The 19803-nt window shown below is 64.2% G+C and carries 16 protein-coding genes; 13 read left to right on the plus strand and 3 right to left on the minus strand.

Annotation, left to right across the window (positions count from 1 at the left end):
• Positions 1-52 precede the first annotated feature (52 nt).
• Positions 53-715: a YggS family pyridoxal phosphate-dependent enzyme gene (locus FJ434_RS17940; protein ID WP_140750537.1), complete on the minus strand. Its 663-nt coding sequence runs from the start codon at positions 713-715 to the stop codon at positions 53-55.
• 152 nt (positions 716-867) lie between these two features.
• On the opposite strand from FJ434_RS17940, the gene leuS reads away from it, so the two are divergent.
• From leuS to FJ434_RS17955, 4 genes are all read left to right on the plus strand, one after another.
• Complete coding sequence (gene leuS, locus FJ434_RS17945) at positions 868-3492, plus strand: leucine--tRNA ligase (RefSeq protein WP_140750535.1); 2625 nt, start codon at positions 868-870, stop codon at positions 3490-3492.
• Positions 3479-4057, plus strand: coding sequence for an LPS assembly lipoprotein LptE (gene lptE / locus FJ434_RS17950; RefSeq protein ID WP_140503883.1), 579 nt, complete (start codon positions 3479-3481; stop codon positions 4055-4057). The genes leuS and lptE overlap by 14 nt, the downstream gene beginning before the upstream one ends.
• A gap of 59 nt (positions 4058-4116) precedes the next feature.
• Entirely contained in the window at positions 4117-4248 is a 132-nt protein-coding gene (locus FJ434_RS30500) for a hypothetical protein (RefSeq protein ID WP_281405560.1), read from the plus strand.
• 64 nt (positions 4249-4312) lie between these two features.
• Positions 4313-6859: a DNA translocase FtsK gene (locus FJ434_RS17955; protein WP_140750533.1), complete on the plus strand. Its 2547-nt coding sequence runs from the start codon at positions 4313-4315 to the stop codon at positions 6857-6859.
• A 79-nt stretch (positions 6860-6938) separates the two neighbouring features.
• Here the strand turns inward: FJ434_RS17955 and fsa are convergent, their stop codons facing one another.
• Positions 6939-7595, minus strand: a complete 657-nt coding sequence (fsa, locus tag FJ434_RS17960) for a fructose-6-phosphate aldolase (RefSeq protein WP_027145130.1) — start codon at positions 7593-7595, stop codon at positions 6939-6941.
• 91 nt (positions 7596-7686) lie between these two features.
• On the opposite strand from fsa, the gene FJ434_RS17965 reads away from it, so the two are divergent.
• From FJ434_RS17965 to FJ434_RS18000, 8 genes are all read left to right on the plus strand, one after another.
• Positions 7687-9870, plus strand: coding sequence for a primosomal protein N' (locus FJ434_RS17965; RefSeq protein ID WP_140750531.1), 2184 nt, complete (start codon positions 7687-7689; stop codon positions 9868-9870).
• Between the two features lie 49 nt (positions 9871-9919).
• The gene (locus tag FJ434_RS17970) at positions 9920-10615 is read left to right on the plus strand and encodes an aspartate/glutamate racemase family protein (RefSeq protein ID WP_140716651.1); all 696 of its coding nucleotides are present in this window, start codon (positions 9920-9922) and stop codon (positions 10613-10615) included.
• A gap of 95 nt (positions 10616-10710) precedes the next feature.
• A complete protein-coding gene (locus FJ434_RS17975) occupies positions 10711-11106 on the plus strand; it encodes a DUF4345 family protein (protein ID WP_127275645.1) in 396 nt (131 codons plus the stop codon).
• Positions 11107-11352: 246 nt separating this feature from the next.
• Entirely contained in the window at positions 11353-11913 is a 561-nt protein-coding gene (locus tag FJ434_RS17980) for a F0F1 ATP synthase subunit delta (RefSeq protein ID WP_140750529.1), read from the plus strand.
• Complete coding sequence (atpA, locus tag FJ434_RS17985) at positions 11913-13442, plus strand: F0F1 ATP synthase subunit alpha (RefSeq protein WP_140503877.1); 1530 nt, start codon at positions 11913-11915, stop codon at positions 13440-13442. Before FJ434_RS17980 ends, atpA begins: the two co-directional genes overlap by 1 nt.
• 31 nt (positions 13443-13473) lie before the next feature.
• Complete coding sequence (locus tag FJ434_RS17990; RefSeq protein ID WP_140503875.1) at positions 13474-14361, plus strand: F0F1 ATP synthase subunit gamma; 888 nt, start codon at positions 13474-13476, stop codon at positions 14359-14361.
• A 69-nt stretch (positions 14362-14430) separates the two neighbouring features.
• Positions 14431-16002, plus strand: coding sequence for a F0F1 ATP synthase subunit beta (atpD, locus tag FJ434_RS17995; protein WP_181166018.1), 1572 nt, complete (start codon positions 14431-14433; stop codon positions 16000-16002).
• Between the two features lie 112 nt (positions 16003-16114).
• Entirely contained in the window at positions 16115-16522 is a 408-nt protein-coding gene (locus FJ434_RS18000) for a F0F1 ATP synthase subunit epsilon (protein WP_140503873.1), read from the plus strand.
• A 145-nt stretch (positions 16523-16667) separates the two neighbouring features.
• On the opposite strand, the gene FJ434_RS18005 is transcribed toward FJ434_RS18000, so the two are convergent.
• The gene (locus FJ434_RS18005; RefSeq protein ID WP_140750527.1) at positions 16668-18176 is read right to left on the minus strand and encodes a mannitol dehydrogenase family protein; all 1509 of its coding nucleotides are present in this window, start codon (positions 18174-18176) and stop codon (positions 16668-16670) included.
• A gap of 201 nt (positions 18177-18377) precedes the next feature.
• On the opposite strand from FJ434_RS18005, the gene uxaC reads away from it, so the two are divergent.
• Positions 18378-19790, plus strand: coding sequence for a glucuronate isomerase (uxaC, locus tag FJ434_RS18010; RefSeq protein ID WP_181166017.1), 1413 nt, complete (start codon positions 18378-18380; stop codon positions 19788-19790).
• The last annotated feature ends 13 nt before the right edge of the window (positions 19791-19803 follow it).

Here is a 19803-nt window from a genome sequence, read left to right on the forward strand (position 1 = left end):
CGTTTCGTTTCAAGGCGCTGGGGTAATGAACTAGCCGGGCTGGCCTAAGCGACTACCGGTTGCCGAAGATCGCCGAACCCACGCGGACGCTGGTAGCACCGAAGGCGATCGCGATCTCGTAATCGCCGGACATGCCCATCGACAGTTTGGCGACGCCGGCCTCTCTCGCCATTTTTTCCAGCAGTGCGAAATGCGGTCCGGGATTCTCGTCCGCCGGCGGAATACACATAAGGCCTTCGACGGCGAGGCCATGAACTTCCCGGCAGCGCTTGACGAAGGCGACCGCCTCGCGCGGTTCGATGCCGGCTTTCTGCGGTTCGGAACCGGTATTCACCTGAACATAGAGCTTTGGCGCACGGCCTTGCCTGGCAATTTCCTTGGCTAGCTCGGCGGCGATCTTGTCGCGGTCGATGGTCTCGATGACGTCGAACAGCGCCACCGCCTCCCTCGCCTTGTTCGACTGCAGCGGGCCGATCAGGTGTAGTTCGATATCGGGAAAAGCCTTCTTCAGCGCTGGCCATTTGCCTTGTGCTTCCTGGACGCGGTTCTCGCCGAAGACGCGTTGGCCGGCCTCGATCACCGGCTGGATATCGAGGGCGTCGAAGGTCTTGGAGACCGCCACCAGCGTCACCGCGCCGGCTTCACGGCCGGCCTCCTGCTCGGCGGCGGCGATCTTCGCCTTGACCGCGAAAAACTGCTGAACGGTGTCGCCCATATGCAAATCCCGCTGTTTGACTCGCGTTTTTGTCAGCCGCGACGCCCATATGGTTGACGGGTTTGCCAAACCATGGTGAACACCCGGACCACATTTCGTGAACTGCCGGGCTCTTGCCCGCAGTTCGCATGCTTTTAAGTGAAAAACGTCCCATGGCAACCGAACGATACAATCCGCGCGCGTCAGAACCCAAATGGCAGAAGGTCTGGGCCGAAAAGAAGCTTTTCGAAGCGCACAATGACGATCCGCGCCCGAAATACTACGTGCTGGAGATGTTCCCCTATCCGTCGGGGCGCATCCATATCGGCCATACCCGCAATTATACGATGGGCGACGTGGTGGCGCGCTACAAGCGGGCCAAGGGCTTCAACGTGCTGCATCCGATGGGCTGGGACGCCTTCGGCATGCCGGCCGAGAACGCGGCCATGCAGAACAAGGTCCATCCCAAGGAGTGGACCTACCAGAACATCGCCACCATGCGCGAGCAGCTCAAGGTGATGGGCCTGTCGCTGGACTGGGCGCGCGAATTCGCCACCTGCGACGTAGATTATTACCACCGCCAGCAGATGCTGTTCCTCGACTTCGTCGCGAAGGGGCTGGTGACGCGCAAATCTTCCAAGGTCAACTGGGACCCGGAGGACATGACGGTGCTCGCCAACGAGCAGGTCATCGACGGGCGCGGCTGGCGCTCCGGCGCGCTGGTCGAACAGCGCGAGCTGACGCAATGGTTCTTCAAGATCACCGACTTCGCGCAGGACCTGCTGGATTCATTGGACGGCCTCGACGAATGGCCCGAAAAAGTGAAGCTGATGCAGCAGAACTGGATCGGCCGTTCGGAAGGCTTGCTGATCCGCTGGCCGCTGGCCTCGAAAATTGCCGGCGAGCATGAGTTGGAGGTCTACACGACGCGGCCCGACACCATTTTCGGCGCCTCGTTCATGGCGATCGCCGCTGATCACCCGCTGGCCAAGAAGGCCGCGGAGACCAATCCGGCGCTGGCGAAGTTCATTGATGAAGTGCGCCATATGGGCACTTCGGTGGCGTCTCTCGAGACGGCCGAGAAGAAGGGCTTCGACACCGGTATCCGCGTCGTCCATCCCTTCGACGATACCTGGACGCTGCCGGTCTATGTCGCCAATTTCGTGCTGATGGAATACGGCACCGGCGCCATCTTCGGCTGCCCGGCGCATGACCAGCGCGACCTCGACTTCGCCAACAAATACGGCCTGCCGGTGGTACCGGTGGTGATGCCGGACGGCGAGAACCCGTCGGCTTTCCAGATCATCGACGAGGCCTATGTCGACGATGGCGCGATGATCAATTCGCGCTTCCTCGACGGCATGAAGCCGGACCGGGCTTTCGACGAGGTCGCGAACCTGCTGGAACAGAAGACGATCGGCGACCGGCCGATGGCCCAGCGCAAGGTGAATTTCCGCCTGCGCGACTGGGGCATTTCGCGCCAGCGCTACTGGGGCTGCCCGATCCCGATGATCCATTGCGAGGATTGCGGCGTGGTGCCGGTGCCGAAGGCCGACCTACCGGTCAAGCTGCCGGACGACGTCGATTTCGACCGGCCAGGCAATCCGCTCGACCGTCACCCGACATGGCGGCATGTGAAGTGCCCGCAATGCGGCAAGGACGCGCGGCGCGAAACCGACACGATGGACACGTTCGTCGATTCGTCCTGGTACTTCGCCCGCTTCACGGCGCCCTGGGCCCATGAGCCGACCGATCCCAGAGCAGCGAACGAGTGGCTGGCCGTCGATCAGTATATTGGCGGTATCGAGCATGCGATCCTGCATCTGCTCTATTCGCGCTTCTTCACCCGCGCCATGCGCGAGACCGGCCATGTCGACCTGGCCGAGCCGTTCAAGGGCCTGTTCACGCAAGGCATGGTGGTGCACGAAACCTACCGTGTCGGCTCGGCATCGAATGGCCGCTGGCTGGCGCCGACCGAAGTGCGTCTGGAGGAAGTCGACGGCAAGCGCCGCGCCATCGACGTCGCCACGGGCGAGGCGGTCACCATCGGCCCGCTCGAGAAGATGTCGAAGTCGAAAAAGAACACGGTGAGCCCGGAAGACATCACCGATGGCTACGGCGCTGACACGGCGCGCTGGTTCATGCTGTCGGATTCACCGCCCGAACGCGATGTCGAGTGGACCGACGAAGGTGCCGCCGGCGCACATCGTTTCATGCAGCGCATCTGGCGCCTGGTGTCGACGGCGGCCGAGACGCTGGCAGGGGTCACACCCAAGGCGGTCAATGACGGCGAGGCCGGAGCGGTTTCCAAGGCCGCGCACAAGATCCTGAAGGCGGTCGGCGAAGACATCGAGAAGCTCGCCTTCAACCGTGCCATCGCCCGCATCTATGAACTGGCCAACGCGCTGACCACCCCGCTCAACGAGGTGGCGGAAGCCAAGGCCGATCCGGCGCTGAAAAACGCCTGCCGCGAGGCCGTCGAGATCATGGTGCACCTGATCGCGCCTGTCATGCCGCACCTTGCCGAAGAGTGCTGGGAGACGCTGGGCGGCAGCGATCTGGTGGCCGAACGGCCGTGGCCGGTCTTCGATCCGGCGCTGGTCGTCGACAATGAAGTCACCTATCCGGTACAGGTCAACGGTAAGAAGCGGGGGGATTTGACAATTGCCCGCGACGCGGACCAAGGTGCGGTCGAAAAAGCGGTCTTGGCTCTCGACTTCGTGCAGAAGGCACTTGAAGGCAAGACTCCGCGCAAGGTGATCATCGTGCCGCAGAGGATCGTCAATGTCGTTGCCTGATCGGGAAAAGACAGAGTTGAGCCGTTTGCTGCGCCGCATCGCGCTTGCCGGTCTTGTCGGCTCGCTTGCGCTCGTCTCGGCCTGTCAGGTGCGGCCGCTCTATTCGAGCGCGCCGCTGTCGACCGGCTCCACAGCCAATGCCGAGCTGGCGTCGATCGCCGTCAAGCCGGTCCGGACGCGTTATGCCCAGCAGGTGCGCAACAATCTGATCTTTGGGTTCGGGCGCGGTGCCGGCGAACCGGCTTCGGCACTTTATTCGCTCGATCTCGGCGTGACCGAAGCCGTTGAATCCTCGGCACTCGTCCAGGTTGGAACCGATCAAGACGAGCCGACCGCCGGTTCGGTGACGCTGACCGCCGGCTACACGCTGACCGATGCGAAAACCGGCGCGGTGATCGCGGTCGGCAGGCGGGCGATCACCTCGTCCTTCGACAGGCCGCGTCAGGAATTTGCCTCCTACCGGGCGCAGATCGACGCCGAGAACCGTGCCGCGCGCGAACTGGCCGAGGCCCTGCAACTGTCAATCGCGCAGGATCTGGCCCGACACGGCAAGGCAGCCAGCTAGCGCCACTCTTCGTTCACGAAAGACGTCCCGTCGATCCTGGTGCCCCCGGCTGTTTTCCGATGGCCAAGGGCCGGCGCTTGCACATGCTCGGCCCGCATATGTGGATGATCGTCGAATACGATCCAGCGCTCGAATCTGTATCGTTCGGCATCGCCGCGAAAGATATTTTTCGCTCGCTCCAACGGCACTGACGGAAGCAACTGTTAACCACTCGCTCCCTATTGCTCAGCAGACGTTCCACAGTGAGTCTTGAGCATGGAAGCCAGGCGTTTTTCTCGGGTCAATTCGTTGCACACAGCTTCGCCCGATGACCCCGAAAGGGAGCGCTCCGGCGGCCCGCACGGCAAGGTGGATGTCCGCCAATCCGGTGCTTCCCATGCGGGCCAGTCCGGACGGGTAGCCGATCCCGGCGACGACCGCAGACCCTCCGTCGGGCCGAATGGAAAACCCGCGGCGGACAATGCTTTCCCGCAGGGCTACACCGAAAGCCCCGCCTGGCAAGAGTATTTTTTCCTTGCGCCCAATGTGCGTTTTACACGCACGCCGGACTATGAACCCAAGCATCGCCAACCGCATGACGAGGTTGCCGCGCAGGGCGATCCGCAGGCGCCCCCAACGCAGCAGGTCGGGCCTGGCGCCGTCATGCATCGCGGACCGTCACCGGCCGCGTCCGCTCAGCCGGCGCGCGGCGGCGAGACGTCGCAAGGTGTTCAGCCGACGGCTCCGAAGATGCCCGCAACGGCACGAGCGGCCACGCGCCCGGCGCCCGTTGTCGTGAATGGCGCGCCGGTCAGAACAGCCACCGCTGAAAAAGCCCGGCGGCCCTATCTTTCGGATCACGCCTTCTTCGAGGGCTTGGCTCCGCTTCTGGTTGACGTGACGTCGCCGCCCCGCTCAGTCAGCCCGGTTTCGCGTGTACCGGTCGCGGCAGCGCCGGTCGCTGCGGCACGGGCCGACATCTCCGCGTCCGCCGTGGCCGATGTCACCACCTTGTTCCGTGTCATCGAATGCCTTCCGGGCCAGGCCTCGTCCGCACTGCCGGACGTCTTTCCGGCCAACTCCAACAAGGCCTTGGTCGAGCCGTCCGTTCCGGCGGGCAGGGCTGTCCGGCAGGGCCGGACGACGGCAGTGGTCGCATCTGCCGCAAGCAGCGCCGCCCCACTTGTGCAGCGCGTGGAGGAAACCGTTGCCACCGTGCGCGGGCCGTCGCTGCCCATGGCTGGCAAGGTTGCGCGGCCGGTGACGGGCGAAAGCTACGAGGTTCCCTCGAAGGAACTGCTGCAGCAGCCGCCGGAAGGGCAAGGCTTCTACATGTCGCAGGAGCGGCTCGAGCAGAATGCCGATCTCCTGGAAAGCGTGCTGGAGGATTTCGGTGTTCGCGGCGAGATCATCCACGTTCGCCCTGGCCCGGTCGTTACCCTCTACGAGTTCGAGCCGGCGCCAGGTGTCAAGTCGTCGCGCGTCATTGGCCTCGCCGACGATATCGCCCGCTCCATGTCGGCGGTCTCGGCGCGCGTCGCCGTCGTGCCCGGCCGCAATGTCATCGGTATCGAGCTGCCGAACGAGACCCGCGAAACCGTCTATTTCCGCGAACTGATCGAATCGCAGGGCTTCCGCAAGACCAGCTGCAAGCTGGCGCTTTGCCTTGGCAAAACGATCGGCGGCGAACCTGTCATTGCCGAGCTGGCGAAAATGCCGCACCTGCTCGTCGCCGGCACCACCGGCTCCGGCAAGTCGGTCGCCATCAACACCATGATCCTGTCGCTGCTCTACCGGCTGAAGCCGGAAGAATGCCGGCTGATCATGGTCGACCCGAAAATGCTTGAGCTCTCCGTATATGACGGTATCCCGCACCTTCTGACCCCCGTCGTCACGGATCCCAAGAAGGCCGTTACCGCGCTCAAATGGGCGGTGCGCGAGATGGAGGATCGCTATCGCAAGATGGCGCGGCTCGGCGTGCGCAACATCGACGGCTACAATGAGCGCGCCGCCCAAGTCCGCGACAAGGGCGAGACGGTCGTCATGACCGTGCAGGCCGGCTTCGAGAAGGGCACCGGCGAGCCGCTGTTCGAACAGCAGGAAATCGATCTCGCGCCGATGCCCTACATCGTCGTCATCGTCGACGAGATGGCCGACCTCATGATGGTTGCCGGCAAGGAGATCGAAGGCGCCATCCAGCGCCTGGCGCAGATGGCGCGCGCCGCCGGCATCCACCTGATCATGGCAACGCAGCGGCCTTCGGTCGATGTCATCACCGGCACGATCAAGGCCAATTTCCCGACCCGCATCTCCTTTCAGGTCACCTCCAAGATCGACAGCCGCACCATCCTGGGCGAGCAGGGCGCCGAGCAACTGCTCGGCCAGGGCGACATGCTGCACATGATGGGCGGCGGGCGCATCGCCCGTGTGCACGGCCCCTTTGTTTCCGACGCCGAGGTCGAGCATGTCGTGGCGCATCTGAAGGCGCAGGGCCGTCCCGAATATCTGGAGACCGTGACGGCCGACGAGGATGAAGAGGAAGAGGAGGGCGACCAGGGTCCGGTCTTCGACAAGGGAGCCGTTGCCGCCGAGGATGGCGATCCCAGCTATGACGAAGCGGTCAAGGTGGTGTTGCGCGACAAGAAATGTTCGACGTCCTACATCCAGCGCCGCCTCGGCATCGGCTACAACCGCGCGGCTTCACTGGTCGAACGCATGGAGAAGGAGGGTCTGGTCGGCGCACCCAACCATGTCGGCAAGCGCGAGATCATGGCGGGCAAGCGCCCGTCGCCTATCGCGCCACCCGACGACGGCACGGACTGATCGGGCGGTCAGCTCTTGATCCGCAGCGTATGAAAAAGGCCGGTTGCCCGGCCTTTCTTCGTATCTGGTGTGGGACCGCTCAGCCGATCTTCTGGCCGGTCTTGGCCCAATCGGCGAGGAAGGCGGCCAGGCCCTTGTCGGTCAGCGGATGGTTGACCAGCGCCTTCAGCGTCGCCGGCGGCGCGGTGATGACGTCGGCGCCGATGAGAGCCGCCTGCTTGACGTGGTTCACCGTGCGCACGGAAGCGGTCAGGATCTCGGTCTGGAAATCGTAATTGTCGTAGATCTGACGGATCTCCTGGATCAGCTCCATGCCGTCCGAGCCGGTGTCGTCGATGCGGCCGACGAAGGGCGAGATGAAGGACGCGCCGGCCTTGGCCGCGAGCAGCGCCTGGGTGGCCGAGAAGCACAGCGTGACGTTGACCATGCGGTTCATCTCGGTGCGGATCGTCTTGCAGGCCTTCAGGCCGTCCAGCGTCAGCGGCACCTTGATGGCAATATTGGGCGCGATCTTGGCCAGCACCTCGGCCTCGGCCATCATCTGCTTGAACTCGGTCGCCACGACCTCGGCCGAGACCGGGCCTTCGACGATGTCGCAGATCTGCTTGGTGACCTCGATGATCTTGCCGCCCGATTTCAGGATCAGGGAGGGATTGGTGGTGACGCCATCGAGCAGTCCCAGATCGTTCAGTTCCTTGATCTCTTTGATATCGGCGGTGTCGGCAAAAAATTTCATGGCGGGTCTCCTGACGATTTCGTCGTGCTTGGGAAGGCACGTTCAGCGTTGCTCTTTGATCTAGACCAAAGTCAGGGCAAGGTCACGCCTCATGATCGAAGATTCGCCCTTTGTCGTGGCCGCGCCGGTGCTGGTGCCGATGCCGGCCGAACGCCCCTACACCTATGCCGTGCCGGCCGGCATGCGCGTGGTGCCGGGTTCGATCGTGCGCGTGCCGCTCGGGCCGCGCCAGGTCGCCGGCATTGTCTGGGACGGCGTTGTCGAGCAGGTCGATGCCAGGAAATTGCGCCCGATCGAGCAGGTTTTCGACTGTCCGCCAATCGACCGCGCCATGCGCCGCTTCGTTGACTGGGTGGCGCAGTACACGCTGTCGCCGCCGGGCATGGTGGCGCGCATGCTGCTCAGGGCGCCGGAGGCCTTTGATCCCGAACCCTGGATCGAAGGGCTTCAGCGCACCCTGCTCGTGCCCGATCGGATGACCGATGCCAGGGCCCGCGTGCTGGAGACGGCCGAAGGCGGGCTGGCCTGGACGCGCTCCGGGCTCGCGCACGCCGCGGGCGTATCGTCGACGGTGATCGAGGGGCTGAAAGCGCAAGGCGTGTTCGAGACGGTGATGATCCCGCCGCGCCCGGTGGTGGCCGCGCCTGATCCCAGCTATGCCGTTCCCGAACTGATGCCGGACCAGAACGAGGCCGCGTCGATGCTGCGCGCCAATGTCGCGGCCGGCGAGTTCAATGTCACGTTGCTCGACGGCGTCACCGGTTCGGGCAAGACGGAGGTTTATTTCGAGGCGGTGGCGGCCGCGCTCGAGCAGGGCAAGCAGGTGCTTATCCTGCTGCCGGAAATCGCCTTGACGCACGCCTTTCTCGAACGCTTCCAGCAACGTTTCGGCGCCAAGCCGGGCGAATGGCATTCGGATTTGCCACCGCGAATGCGTGAAAAAGTCTGGCGGCAAGTGGCGGAAGGCGGCGTGCGCGTCGTTGCCGGCGCGCGCTCGGCGCTGTTCCTGCCGTTCCGGGAGCTTGGCCTGATCGTCGTCGACGAGGAGCACGACCCCGCCTACAAGCAGGAAGACCGCGTCTTCTACAATGCGCGAGACATGGCTGTCGTGCGCGGCCATATAGGCGGCTTCCCCGTGGTCCTGGCATCGGCGACGCCGTCGGTCGAGAGCCGGGTCAATGCCAGCCAGGGCCGTTATGCCAGGGCTGTGCTTTCCGCCCGCTTCGCTGAGGCGGCACTTCCCGATCTCAAGTCGATCGACATGCGCCGCGCCCCGCCCGCCCGTGGCGGCTTCCTGTCGCCGGTGCTGATCGACCATATGCGCCGGACGCTGGAGAAGAAGGAGCAGTCGCTGCTGTTTCTCAACCGGCGTGGCTATGCGCCGCTGACGCTGTGCCGGGTCTGCGGCCATCGCTTCGGCTGTCCGGTGTGCTCGGCCTGGCTGGTCGAACACCGCTTTCGCGGCCAGTTGGTGTGTCATCACTGCGGTCACAATGAGCGCCGTCCCGAAGCCTGCCCGGAATGCGGCACGCTCGACCATCTGGTGGCTTGCGGGCCGGGGGTCGAACGCATCGCCGAGGAGGTCGTGACGCATTTCCCGGACGCGCGCACCATCGTGCTGTCCTCGGACATAATGGGCGGTGTACGACGATTGCGGCTGGAGCTGGAGGCAATCGCCAATGGCGAGGCCGATATCGTCATCGGCACGCAACTGGTCGCCAAGGGCCACAATTTCCCGAACATGACGCTGGTCGGTGTCGTCGACGCCGATCTCGGCCTTGCCAATGGCGATCCGCGGGCCGCCGAGCGCACGTTTCAGCTGCTCAGCCAGGTGACCGGCCGTGCCGGCCGCACCGGCAAGAAGAGCCTTGGCCTGCTGCAGACCTTCCAGCCCGACCATCCGGTGATGCGGGCGATCGTCTCAGGCGATGCCGAGTCTTTCTACCAGCGCGAGATTTCGGAGCGCGAACGCGCTGCCTTGCCGCCCTTCGGCCGGTTGGCCGGCGTCATCGTCAGCGCGGTGACGCGGGCGGAAGCGGAAGGCCATGCACGCGGCCTGCGCCGCGCGGCACCGGAAGCGTCGGACCTGTTCGTGCTCGGGCCGGCGGAAGCCCCGCTGTCGCTGCTCGGCGGCCGCCACCGCTTCCGCCTGCTGATCCAGGGCGAACGGCGCGCCGACATGCAAGGTTTTATCAGAGCCATGCTCGCCAACGGACCGAAGCAGCGCGGCTCGGTCCGGGTGCAGGTTGACATCGACCCCCAGAGTTTTTTGTAGGGCGCAATTTCAGCTACAGTTGTCTCGGCGAGAGAAACGGAAAGACCACATGAAAACCCTTGGCTTGCTCGGTGGCATGAGCTGGGAATCGACCGCGATCTACTACCGCCTGCTCAACGAGATCGTGCGCGAGCGCCTTGGCGGCTTACATTCGGCGAAGCTGCTGCTCTGGTCGTTCGATTTTTCCGAGATTGCCGAGCGGCAGCATCATGGCGACTGGGACGGCGCCGGCGCGCTGCTGACCGATGCCGCGCGCAAGCTCGAGGCCGGCGGTGCGGAAGGTCTGCTCTTGTGCACCAACACCATGCATAAGCTGGCCGACCAGGTGCAGACGTCAGTGTCGATCCCGCTGATCCATATCGCTGATGCCACGGCGGCCGCGATCAGGCAGGCCGGTTTGCAGCGCCCGGCGCTGCTGGCGACGCGGTTCACCATGGAGCAGGACTTCTACAAGGGCCGGCTTGCCGACAAATATGGCCTCTCGCCAGTGGTGCCCGATGACGCCGGGCGCGACATGGTCCATCGCGTCATCTACGAGGAACTCTGCCAGGGCGTTGTCTCCGAAGCTTCGAAGGCCGCCTATGTCGCCGAGGCAAACCGCCTTCGCCGCGAAGAGGCCGCCGACAGCCTGATCATGGGCTGCACCGAGATCACCATGCTGATCGGCCAGGGCGATTTCGACATTCCGGTTTTCGACACGACGCGCATCCATGCCGAGGCGGCGGTGGAATTCGCGCTCGGTTGATGCGCGTCTCCTAAAGTGGCTGGAGCCATCTGGCGCGGCATTTTTCCTTCGCTAGAATGCCCGCGATTTCAAAGCAGACTTTTCGAGGGGACACGATGGATTTTGCGCTTCCATGGCCGACGAGCCAGGGCGAATGGCTGGCCTGGTCGAGCGCGGTCTTCACCGTGCTGCTCGGCCTTCTGTTCTTCCTGGCGCCGGGCCTGGCGTTCCGCATCCTGCGCCTGCAGGCCAAACCCGAGAAGGCGGCGGCGATCGCCGAAGGCCGAGGCCGCATGTCGGGCTTCTATCTAGGGGTCGGCTTGTGCTGCATCCTGCTCGCGCAGCCGCTGGTCTACATGGCGCTCGGCTTCTCCTGGCTGTTCACCGCCTTCGGCCGGCTGCTGTCGATGATGTCGGATGGCGCCAATACACCTTTCAATTGGGTTTCCATCGTGGTGGAACTGGCGCTCGCGGCCTTGCCGCTCGCCTTTGCCTTCGGCTTTGTGCCCTGAATCCAAGGGTATTCCGGCGCGCAGGACCCGAGTCTTTCGCCGGATGCGACAATAGTGCCTGAAAACCATGCGGAACGACGCATTGCGGTCTTAAAATGCCTGTGCTAGACGGCAATCGACTTTCGGCCGGGGATAGCGGAAGCCGCGCCTCCGTGCTTGGAAAAATGCAGTAAGGTCAAAGATTTAGCCAGAGTTTTTGCTCGCGCCAACAATCTGCGGCCTGTCAGACAAGAGAAAAGACGGTCCGTGGCCCAATCGTCATCGCCAATCTCAGGTGTCGCAGAGCGCTATGCCGGTTCGCTGTTCGAACTGGCATCGCAGTCAAATTCCGTGGCCAAGGTCGAGGCCGACCTGAACGGTTTCGAGGCCATGCTGGCGGGCAGCCCGGACCTCACCCGGCTGATCAACAGCCCGGTATTCTCCAGCGAGGACCAGGCCAAGGCCATCGCGGCGATCGCCGACAAGGCCGGCATCACCGGCCTGACTGGCAATTTCCTGCGCGTCGTCGCCAAGAACCGCCGCCTGTTCGCGGTGCCCGGCATGATCAAGGCATTCCGCCAGATCGCCGCTGAGCACCGTGGCGAGGCTGCTGCTGAAGTGACGTCGGCGCATGAGCTGACCGCAGCCCAGCAGACCGAACTCAAGGCGGCGCTGAAGAGCGTTGCCGGCAAGGACGTGGCCATTTCCGTCACCGTCGACCCGTCGCTGCTCGGCGGACTAGTGGTCAAGATGGGCTCGCGCCAGATCGATACGTCGCTCAAAACCAAACTCAATTCGCTCAAGCTTGCACTGAAAGAGGTCGGCTGATGGACATCCGCGCCGCGGAAATTTCCGCAATTCTGAAAGACCAGATTAAGAATTTCGGCAAGGAGGCCGAGGTCTCCGAAGTCGGACAGGTGCTGTCCGTCGGTGACGGTATCGCCCGCGTTTACGGTCTCGACAATGTCCAGGCCGGCGAAATGGTCGAATTCCCCGGCGGCATCCGCGGCATGGCGCTCAATCTCGAAGCCGACAATGTCGGCGTCGTCATCTTCGGCGCCGACCGCGACATCAAGGAAGGCGACACCGTCAAGCGCACCGGCGCCATCGTCGACGCGCCTGTCGGCCCCGGCCTGCTCGGCCGCGTCGTCGACGCGCTCGGCAACCCGATCGACGGCAAAGGCCCGATCAAGGCGATCGAGCGCAAGCGCGTCGACGTCAAGGCGCCCGGCATCATCCCGCGCAAGTCGGTGAACGAGCCGATGTCGACCGGCCTCAAGGCCATCGATGCGCTGATCCCGGTCGGCCGCGGTCAGCGCGAGCTGGTCATCGGCGATCGCCAGACCGGCAAGACCGCCATCATCCTCGACACGATGCTCAACCAGAAGTCGGTGCACGACAACGGTCCTGAGAAGGAAAAGCTCTACTGCGTCTACGTCGCCGTCGGCCAGAAGCGCTCGACCGTCGCGCAGTTCGTCAAGGTGCTGGAAGAGCGCGGCGCGCTCGAATATTCGATCATCGTCGCCGCCACCGCGTCCGATCCGGCGCCGATGCAGTTCCTGGCGCCGTTCACGGCCTGCACCATGGGCGAATATTTCCGCGACAACGGCATGCATGCGCTGATCAGCTATGACGATCTGTCGAAGCAGGCCGTGGCCTATCGCCAGATGTCGCTGTTGCTGCGCCGTCCGCCGGGCCGCGAAGCCTATCCGGGCGACGTCTTCTACCTGCACTCGCGCCTGCTCGAGCGCGCTGCCAAGCTCAACGACGACCTGGGTGGCGGCTCGCTGACCGCGCTGCCGGTCATCGAAACGCAGGCCAACGACGTGTCGGCCTACATTCCGACCAACGTGATCTCGATCACCGACGGCCAGATCTTCCTCGAAACCAACCTGTTCTTCCAGGGCATCCGTCCGGCCGTCAACGTCGGCCTGTCGGTGTCGCGCGTCGGTTCCTCGGCGCAGATCAAGGCGATGAAGCAGGTTGCCGGCTCGATCAAGGGCGAGCTCGCGCAGTACCGCGAAATGGCGGCTTTCGCGCAGTTCGGCTCGGATCTCGATGCCGCCACGCAGCGCCTGCTCAACCGCGGCTCGCGCCTGACCGAACTGTTGAAGCAGCCGCAGTTCTCGCCGCTGAAGACGGAAGAGCAGGTCGCGGTGATCTTCGCCGGCGTCAACGGCTATCTCGACAAGCTGCCGGTCAACCAGGTCGGCAAGTTCGAGCACGGCCTGCTCAGCCACATGCGTTCGGCCGGCAAGGACGTCCTCGAGGCCATCCGCAAGGAAAAGGCGCTGTCGGACGATCTGCGCGCCAAGCTGAAGGCCGAGATCGACGCCTTCGCCAAGACCTTCGCCTGAGCGAAGTGCAAGTCGGGATCAGGTTTGAAGCATGCCTTCATTAAAAGACCTTCGTAACCGTATCGCCTCGGTCAAGGCGACGCAGAAGATCACCAAGGCGATGCAGATGGTCGCCGCGGCGAAGCTGCGCCGTGCGCAAGAGGCGGCGGAAGCGGCGCGTCCCTACTCGGAGCGCATGGGTTCCGTCCTGGCCAACATCACCCAGGCTGTCGGTGGCGGTGGCGATGCCCCGGCGCTGATGGCGGGAACCGGCAAGGATGATGTGCATCTGCTCGTCGTCTGCACAGCCGAGCGCGGCCTGTGCGGCGGCTTCAATTCGCAGATCGCCCGTCATGCCCGCGACCATATCCGCCGACTTCTGGCCGATGGCAAGCAGGTCAAGATCATCTGCGTCGGCAAGAAGGGTTTCGACATACTGCGCCGCGACTATGCCGCGATGATCATCGAGCGCGTCGATCTGCGCGAGGTAAAGACGCTCGGCTTCGTCAATGCCGATGCGATCGCCCGCAAGGTTATCCACCTGTTCAACGAGGGCGCCTTCGACGTCTGCACGCTGTTCTATTCGCAGTTCAAGTCGGTGATCAGCCAGGTTCCGACCGCGCAGCAGATCATTCCGGCAGCGTCCGCCTCTTCGGCTCGGCCCGAGTCGACGGATGGCGCCAGCGCCGTCTACGAGTATGAGCCGGAGCCGGGCGAAATCCTGTCCGACCTCATCCCGCGCAATATCGCGGTGCAGGTTTTCCGCGCGCTGCTCGAAAACGCGGCGGGCGAAATGGGCGCCAAGATGAGCGCCATGGACAATGCGACGCGCAACGCCGGTGAGATGATCAACAAACTGTCGATCACCTACAACCGCCAGCGGCAGGCACAGATCACCAAGGAACTGATCGAAATCATTTCGGGCGCCGAGGCGCTCTAGGCGCGGTCCGCGGGTCATGGCCCGCGAATCGGACCGCGTGAGAAACAAAGGACGAAAAGGGTAAAGACGATGGCGAAAGCAGCGACCCCGCAGAAGGCAATCCCGAAGGCAGCAGCCCCGGCCAAGGCTCCGGCAGCGGCGGCAAAGGCGGCCCCGGCCAAGGCAGCAGCAGCGCCGGCCAAGGCCGCCGCTGCCAGGACCCAGGCCGTGGCCACCAGGGCCACCGGCGTTGTCGGCAAGGTCCGCCAGGTCATCGGCGCGGTCGTCGACGTGCAGTTCGGCGAGCATCTGCCGCCGATCCTGAACGCGCTCGAGACCGACAATGTCGGCAACCGCCTGGTGCTCGAAGTTGCCCAGCATCTCGGTGAAAACACCGTGCGCTGCATCGCCATGGACTCCACCGAAGGTCTGGTGCGCGGCCAGGAAGTGCGCGACACCGGCGGCCCGATCGCCGTGCCGGTCGGCCCGGGCATGCTCGGCCGCATCATCAACGTCATCGGCGAGCCGGTCGACGAAGCAGGCCCGGTCGACGCGGTCGAATTGCGCTCGATCCATCAGCCGGCTCCGGCCTATATCGAACAATCGACGGAAGCGCAGATCCTGATCACCGGCATCAAGGTGCTCGACCTGTTGGCTCCCTACGCCAAGGGCGGCAAGATCGGCCTGTTCGGCGGCGCCGGCGTCGGCAAGACCGTGCTGATCCAGGAATTGATCAACAACATTGCCAAGGCGCATGGTGGTTACTCGGTGTTCGCCGGCGTCGGCGAGCGCACCCGCGAAGGCAACGACCTTTATCACGAGTTCATCGAATCCGGCGTCAACAAGAAGGGCGGCGGCGAAGGCTCGAAGGCGGCGCTGGTGTACGGCCAGATGAACGAGCCGCCGGGCGCGCGCGCCCGCGTCGGCCTGACCGGCCTGACGGTTGCCGAATATTTCCGCGACCAGGGCCAGGACGTGCTGTTCTTCGTCGACAACATCTTCCGCTTCACGCAGGCGGGTTCTGAAGTGTCGGCGCTGCTCGGCCGTATCCCGTCGGCCGTGGGCTATCAGCCGACGCTCGCCACCGACATGGGCGCGCTGCAGGAACGCATCACCACCACCACCAAGGGCTCGATCACCTCGGTGCAGGCGATCTACGTGCCGGCCGATGACTTGACCGACCCGGCGCCGGCGACCTCATTCGCTCACCTTGACGCGACGACGACGCTGAACCGTTCGATCGCCGAAAAGGGCATTTATCCGGCCGTCGATCCGCTGGACTCGACCTCGCGCATGCTCGACCCGCTGGTCGTCGGCGACGAGCACTATGGCGTCGCCCGCCAGGTGCAGTCGATCCTCCAGCGCTACAAGTCGCTGCAGGACATCATCGCCATCCTGGGCATGGACGAGCTCTCGGAAGAGGACAAGCAGACGGTGGCCCGCGCCCGCAAGATCGAGCGCTTCCTGTCGCAGCCGTTCTTCGTCGCTGAAGTGTTCACCGGCGCGCCGGGCAAGCTGGTCGACCTCGCCGACACCATCAAGGGCTTCAAGGGCCTCTGCAACGGCGATTATGACCACCTGCCGGAAGCCGCCTTCTACATGGTCGGCGGCATCGACGAAGCGGTCGAGAAGGCACAGCGCCTCGCGGCTGAAGCGGCGTAATTCAAGCGAATAGGGAGTAGTGAGTAGTGAGTAGAGAATAGCAGATGTGACCAAGGGGCCTTTGCACCCCTTCACTACTGACTACTCACTATTCCCTACCTGCTAAGTTGATATGGCTGAAGCTTTCAAGTTCGAACTGGTCTCTCCGGAGCGCCTGCTGGTTTCCGCCGAGGTCGAATCCGTCGTTATTCCAGGCGCCGAAGGCGAGATGACCGTCATGGCCCATCATGCGCCGGTCATGACCACGATCAAGCCGGGCGTCGTCACGGTGAAGAACGCCTCGGGCGGCGAAGAACGCTATGTCGTGTTCGGTGGCTTCGCCGACATCGTTCCGGCCGGCTGCACGCTGCTGGCGGAATCGGCCGTCGCGGTGAAGGATGTCGACCGCGCCGATCTCGCCCGCCGCATCCAGGAAGCCAGGGAAGACGCCGTGGACGCCAAGGACGACCAGGCGCGCAGCAAGGCGGAGCAGTTCCTTGGCCAGCTCACCACGCTGGAAGGCGCCATCCTGCCGGCCTGAACTTCAATTCAGAAGCGAAGTGAAAAGCGGGGCACTTGCCTCGCTTTTTTGTTTTGTTCGAGCGGCGAGAATTCAGCTATGGCGGCGATGCTGTAGCGCCGGCATCAAAGTCCTCTATCGCCTGCTGATCCGTGCCAGCTTCGCCTTACGGCCCTTCGCCCTCTATGCCGAGCGCAGCAAAGGCCAAAGTCGTGCCGTCCCGCCGCAGGTGGACGAGGTGGACGGCCACGAGTTCGATCAGCGTCTGGCGTTCGGTGTGATCCCGGGCGAAGCCGGTCAGATCGAACACCGCCGTCACGGTTTCGTTCGCCGGCAGCTGCTGGTCCAAAAGCGCCGTCAGCGGAGCATCGAGCGGATCGGTGAAATGGCCCTCCGGCAAGCTCTTTCCGCGCGCCGCGCAGGCCGCGATCCAGGCTGCCACCACCAGCGTGAGATGGACCAGCTCGGTGCCGGCTTCGAGGCACTCGATAGCCGAAGCGATGATGCGCTGTGGCAGTTTCTGGCTGCCGTCATTGGCGATCTGCGCCGTGCGGTGGGCAAGTGCCGTGTTCGAAAAACGTTCGGCGAGCTCGGTCGTATAGGCTGATGTGTCGAGGCCGGCATCATCCGGCAATGTCGATACGGCCTCCTCCCATAGCGCATCGACGAACTGCCTTATCGCCGGATCGGCGAAGGCGCGATCGACCGTGGCGTGGCCGCTGAGCAGGCCGAGATAGGCGATGCCCGAATGCGCGCCGTTGAGCAGCCTCAGCTTCATGTCCTCGAAAGGGGCGACATCGCCGACCATGGTGACGCCGAATTTTTCCCAAGCCGGACGGCCGGCCGGGAAATCGTCCTTGATCACCCATTGGCTGAAGGGTTCCGTCATCACGGGCCAGGCGTCCTCGACACCAAGTTCGCCCGATATCCGCGACCTGTCGGCATCGGTCGTGGCCGGCACGATGCGGTCGACCATGCTCGAGGGAAATGCGACATGACCTGCGATGTGGCCGGCGACCCCAGCATCGCCCGCCGAACCAGGACTGGCATCGCGCAATTTGGCGAATTCGATCAGCAGCCTGTGCAAGGTGGCGCCGTTGGCCGGCAGGTTGTCGCAACAAAGCACGGTAAAGGGCGGGGTGCCGGCGGCCAGCCTGCGGGCCAGCGCTTCGGTCAGAAAACCATGCGCCGTCTTCGGCTTTTGCGGATTGGCCAAGTCGTGGACGATGTCGGGATGCGTCGCGTCCAGCCCACCGCCCGCCGCCCGCAGATAGGCTTTCTCGGTGATCGTCAGCATCACGATGCGGGTGCGCGCATCGGTCAGCACCGCCAGCACCGCGCCCGGATCTTCCGGCGCCACCAGCATCGAACCGATCGAGCCGATGACATGCAGCTTCTCGCCGCCGCTGCCGCGGACCGCCAGTGTGTAAAGCCCATCCTGCGGCGCCAGCGCGTCGCGCGTATCGGCGCTGCGCAATGACACGCCTGTTATGCCCCAGCCCGTCTCACCGGCCGCCAGGCATTCATCGATATAGGCGGCCTGGTGGGCGCGGTGAAAGGCGCCGACGCCCAGATGCACGATGCCCGGTGTAACCGCACCGCGATCATATCGAGGCGCGGCGACCTTGGCCGGTAATGCGGGCGCCGTGCGGTTGGAAAGGCGGCGGTCTGTCATCGGTTCGCGCACTCATCTCGTGAAACGGGGTCATGGAACGGCTGGTATCCGGAGGCGGATCGCAAGCCGCAGAACACTGGCGGCGTAACACCGGCGGCGTTCGCCGACAATGCTCAGCTTTGCTCAAAAGTCATCATACAACAATCCAATTTTTGTATGTTGACATTATTTCTGGTCAACCCTACCGATAGGGCTGGGAGGATGGCCGTGGCACTGATCAATGCGGATTTGCTGTTTCCAGCCGAGGCGCGTCCGCTCTCGATCGCCCGCGATCTCTATGCCGGCATCAAGGACCTGCCCATCATCAGCCCGCATGGGCATACCGATCCGCGCTGGTATGCGCTGAACGAGCCGTTCCCCGATCCCGCGCAGCTGCTCATCGTGCCGGACCACTATATTTTTCGCATGCTGTTCAGCCAGGGCGTGCGGCTGGAGGCTCTCGGCGTGCCGACCCTCGATGGTGCGCCCGTCGAGACCGACGGCCGGGCGATCTGGCGGCTGTTCGCGGAGCATTATTACCTCTTCCGGGGCACGCCGACCCGGCTGTGGTTCGACCATGTGCTTGCGCATCTGTTCGCCATAGAAGAGCCGTTAAGCGCCGCAACCGCCGATCGCCATTACGACACGATCGCGACGGTACTGCAGTGGGAGAACTTCCGCCCTCGCGCCCTGTTCGAGCGCTTCAACATCGAGGTCATCGCAACGACCGAAGGCGCGCTCGACGACCTCAGATGGCACCAGATGATCCGCGACAGCGGCTGGGAGGGCCGCGTCGTCACCGCCTATCGGCCGGACGCCGTCGTCGATCCCGATTTCGAAGGCTTTTCGGCCAATCTGGATCGGCTCGGCGAGATCACCGGCTGCGACACCGGGACCTGGGCCGGCTATCTCGACGCGCACCGCCAGCGGCGCGCCTTCTTCAAGAGCTTCGGCGCGACTTCATCGGACCATGGCCATCCGACGGCGGAGACCGCCAATCTTTCCGACGCGGCGGCGCAGGAGCTGTTCAACCGGGTCCGCGCCGGCTCGGAAGACGAGCGCGAACGCAAGCTGTTTCGCGCCCAGATGCTGACCGAGATGGCCAAGATGAGCCGGGATGACGGGCTGGTGCTGCAGATCCATCCGGGCTCCTGGCGCAACCATTCGCCTGGTGTTTTCCAGAAATTCGGCAGGGACAAGGGCTTCGACATCCCGACGCGTACCGACTATGTGACGGCGCTGAAGCCGCTGCTCGACTGTGTCGGGCTGGAGCGTGATCTCACCGTCATCCTGTTCACGCTGGATGAGGCCGGCTATACGCGCGAACTGGCGCCGCTGGCTGGCGTCTATCCGGCGCTGAAGCTCGGGCCGGCCTGGTGGTTCCACGACAGCCCGGAAGGCATGCGCCGCTTCCGCGAGATGACCACCGAGACCGCCGGCTTCTACAACACGGTCGGCTTCAACGACGACACCCGCGCCTTTCCGTCGATCCCGGCCCGCCACGACGTGGCGCGCCGCGTCGACTGCGCGTTCCTGGCGCGCCTCGTCGCCGAGCACCGGCTGCGCGAGGACGAGGCGCATGAACTCGCGAAGGAGCTCGCCTACACGCTTGCCAAGACGGCGTACCGGCTTTGAGCCGGGCGTTTCG

Source organism: Mesorhizobium sp. B2-5-13 (genome assembly GCF_006440535.1).
Taxonomy (GTDB): domain Bacteria; phylum Pseudomonadota; class Alphaproteobacteria; order Rhizobiales; family Rhizobiaceae; genus Mesorhizobium; species Mesorhizobium salmacidum.

Coding starts and splice junctions, on each gene's coding strand:
- FJ434_RS17940 (WP_140750537.1), bottom strand. CDS start 715: ATGGGCGACACCGTTCAGCAGTTTTTCGCGGTCAAGGCGAAGATCGCC.
- leuS (WP_140750535.1), top strand. CDS start 868: ATGGCAACCGAACGATACAATCCGCGCGCGTCAGAACCCAAATGGCAG.
- lptE (WP_140503883.1), top strand. CDS start 3,479: ATGTCGTTGCCTGATCGGGAAAAGACAGAGTTGAGCCGTTTGCTGCGC.
- FJ434_RS30500 (WP_281405560.1), top strand. CDS start 4,117: ATGGCCAAGGGCCGGCGCTTGCACATGCTCGGCCCGCATATGTGGATG.
- FJ434_RS17955 (WP_140750533.1), top strand. CDS start 4,313: ATGGAAGCCAGGCGTTTTTCTCGGGTCAATTCGTTGCACACAGCTTCG.
- fsa (WP_027145130.1), bottom strand. CDS start 7,595: ATGAAATTTTTTGCCGACACCGCCGATATCAAAGAGATCAAGGAACTG.
- FJ434_RS17965 (WP_140750531.1), top strand. CDS start 7,687: ATGATCGAAGATTCGCCCTTTGTCGTGGCCGCGCCGGTGCTGGTGCCG.
- FJ434_RS17970 (WP_140716651.1), top strand. CDS start 9,920: ATGAAAACCCTTGGCTTGCTCGGTGGCATGAGCTGGGAATCGACCGCG.
- FJ434_RS17975 (WP_127275645.1), top strand. CDS start 10,711: ATGGATTTTGCGCTTCCATGGCCGACGAGCCAGGGCGAATGGCTGGCC.
- atpA (WP_140503877.1), top strand. CDS start 11,913: ATGGACATCCGCGCCGCGGAAATTTCCGCAATTCTGAAAGACCAGATT.
- FJ434_RS17990 (WP_140503875.1), top strand. CDS start 13,474: ATGCCTTCATTAAAAGACCTTCGTAACCGTATCGCCTCGGTCAAGGCG.
- atpD (WP_181166018.1), top strand. CDS start 14,431: ATGGCGAAAGCAGCGACCCCGCAGAAGGCAATCCCGAAGGCAGCAGCC.
- FJ434_RS18000 (WP_140503873.1), top strand. CDS start 16,115: ATGGCTGAAGCTTTCAAGTTCGAACTGGTCTCTCCGGAGCGCCTGCTG.
- FJ434_RS18005 (WP_140750527.1), bottom strand. CDS start 18,176: ATGACAGACCGCCGCCTTTCCAACCGCACGGCGCCCGCATTACCGGCC.
- uxaC (WP_181166017.1), top strand. CDS start 18,378: ATGGCCGTGGCACTGATCAATGCGGATTTGCTGTTTCCAGCCGAGGCG.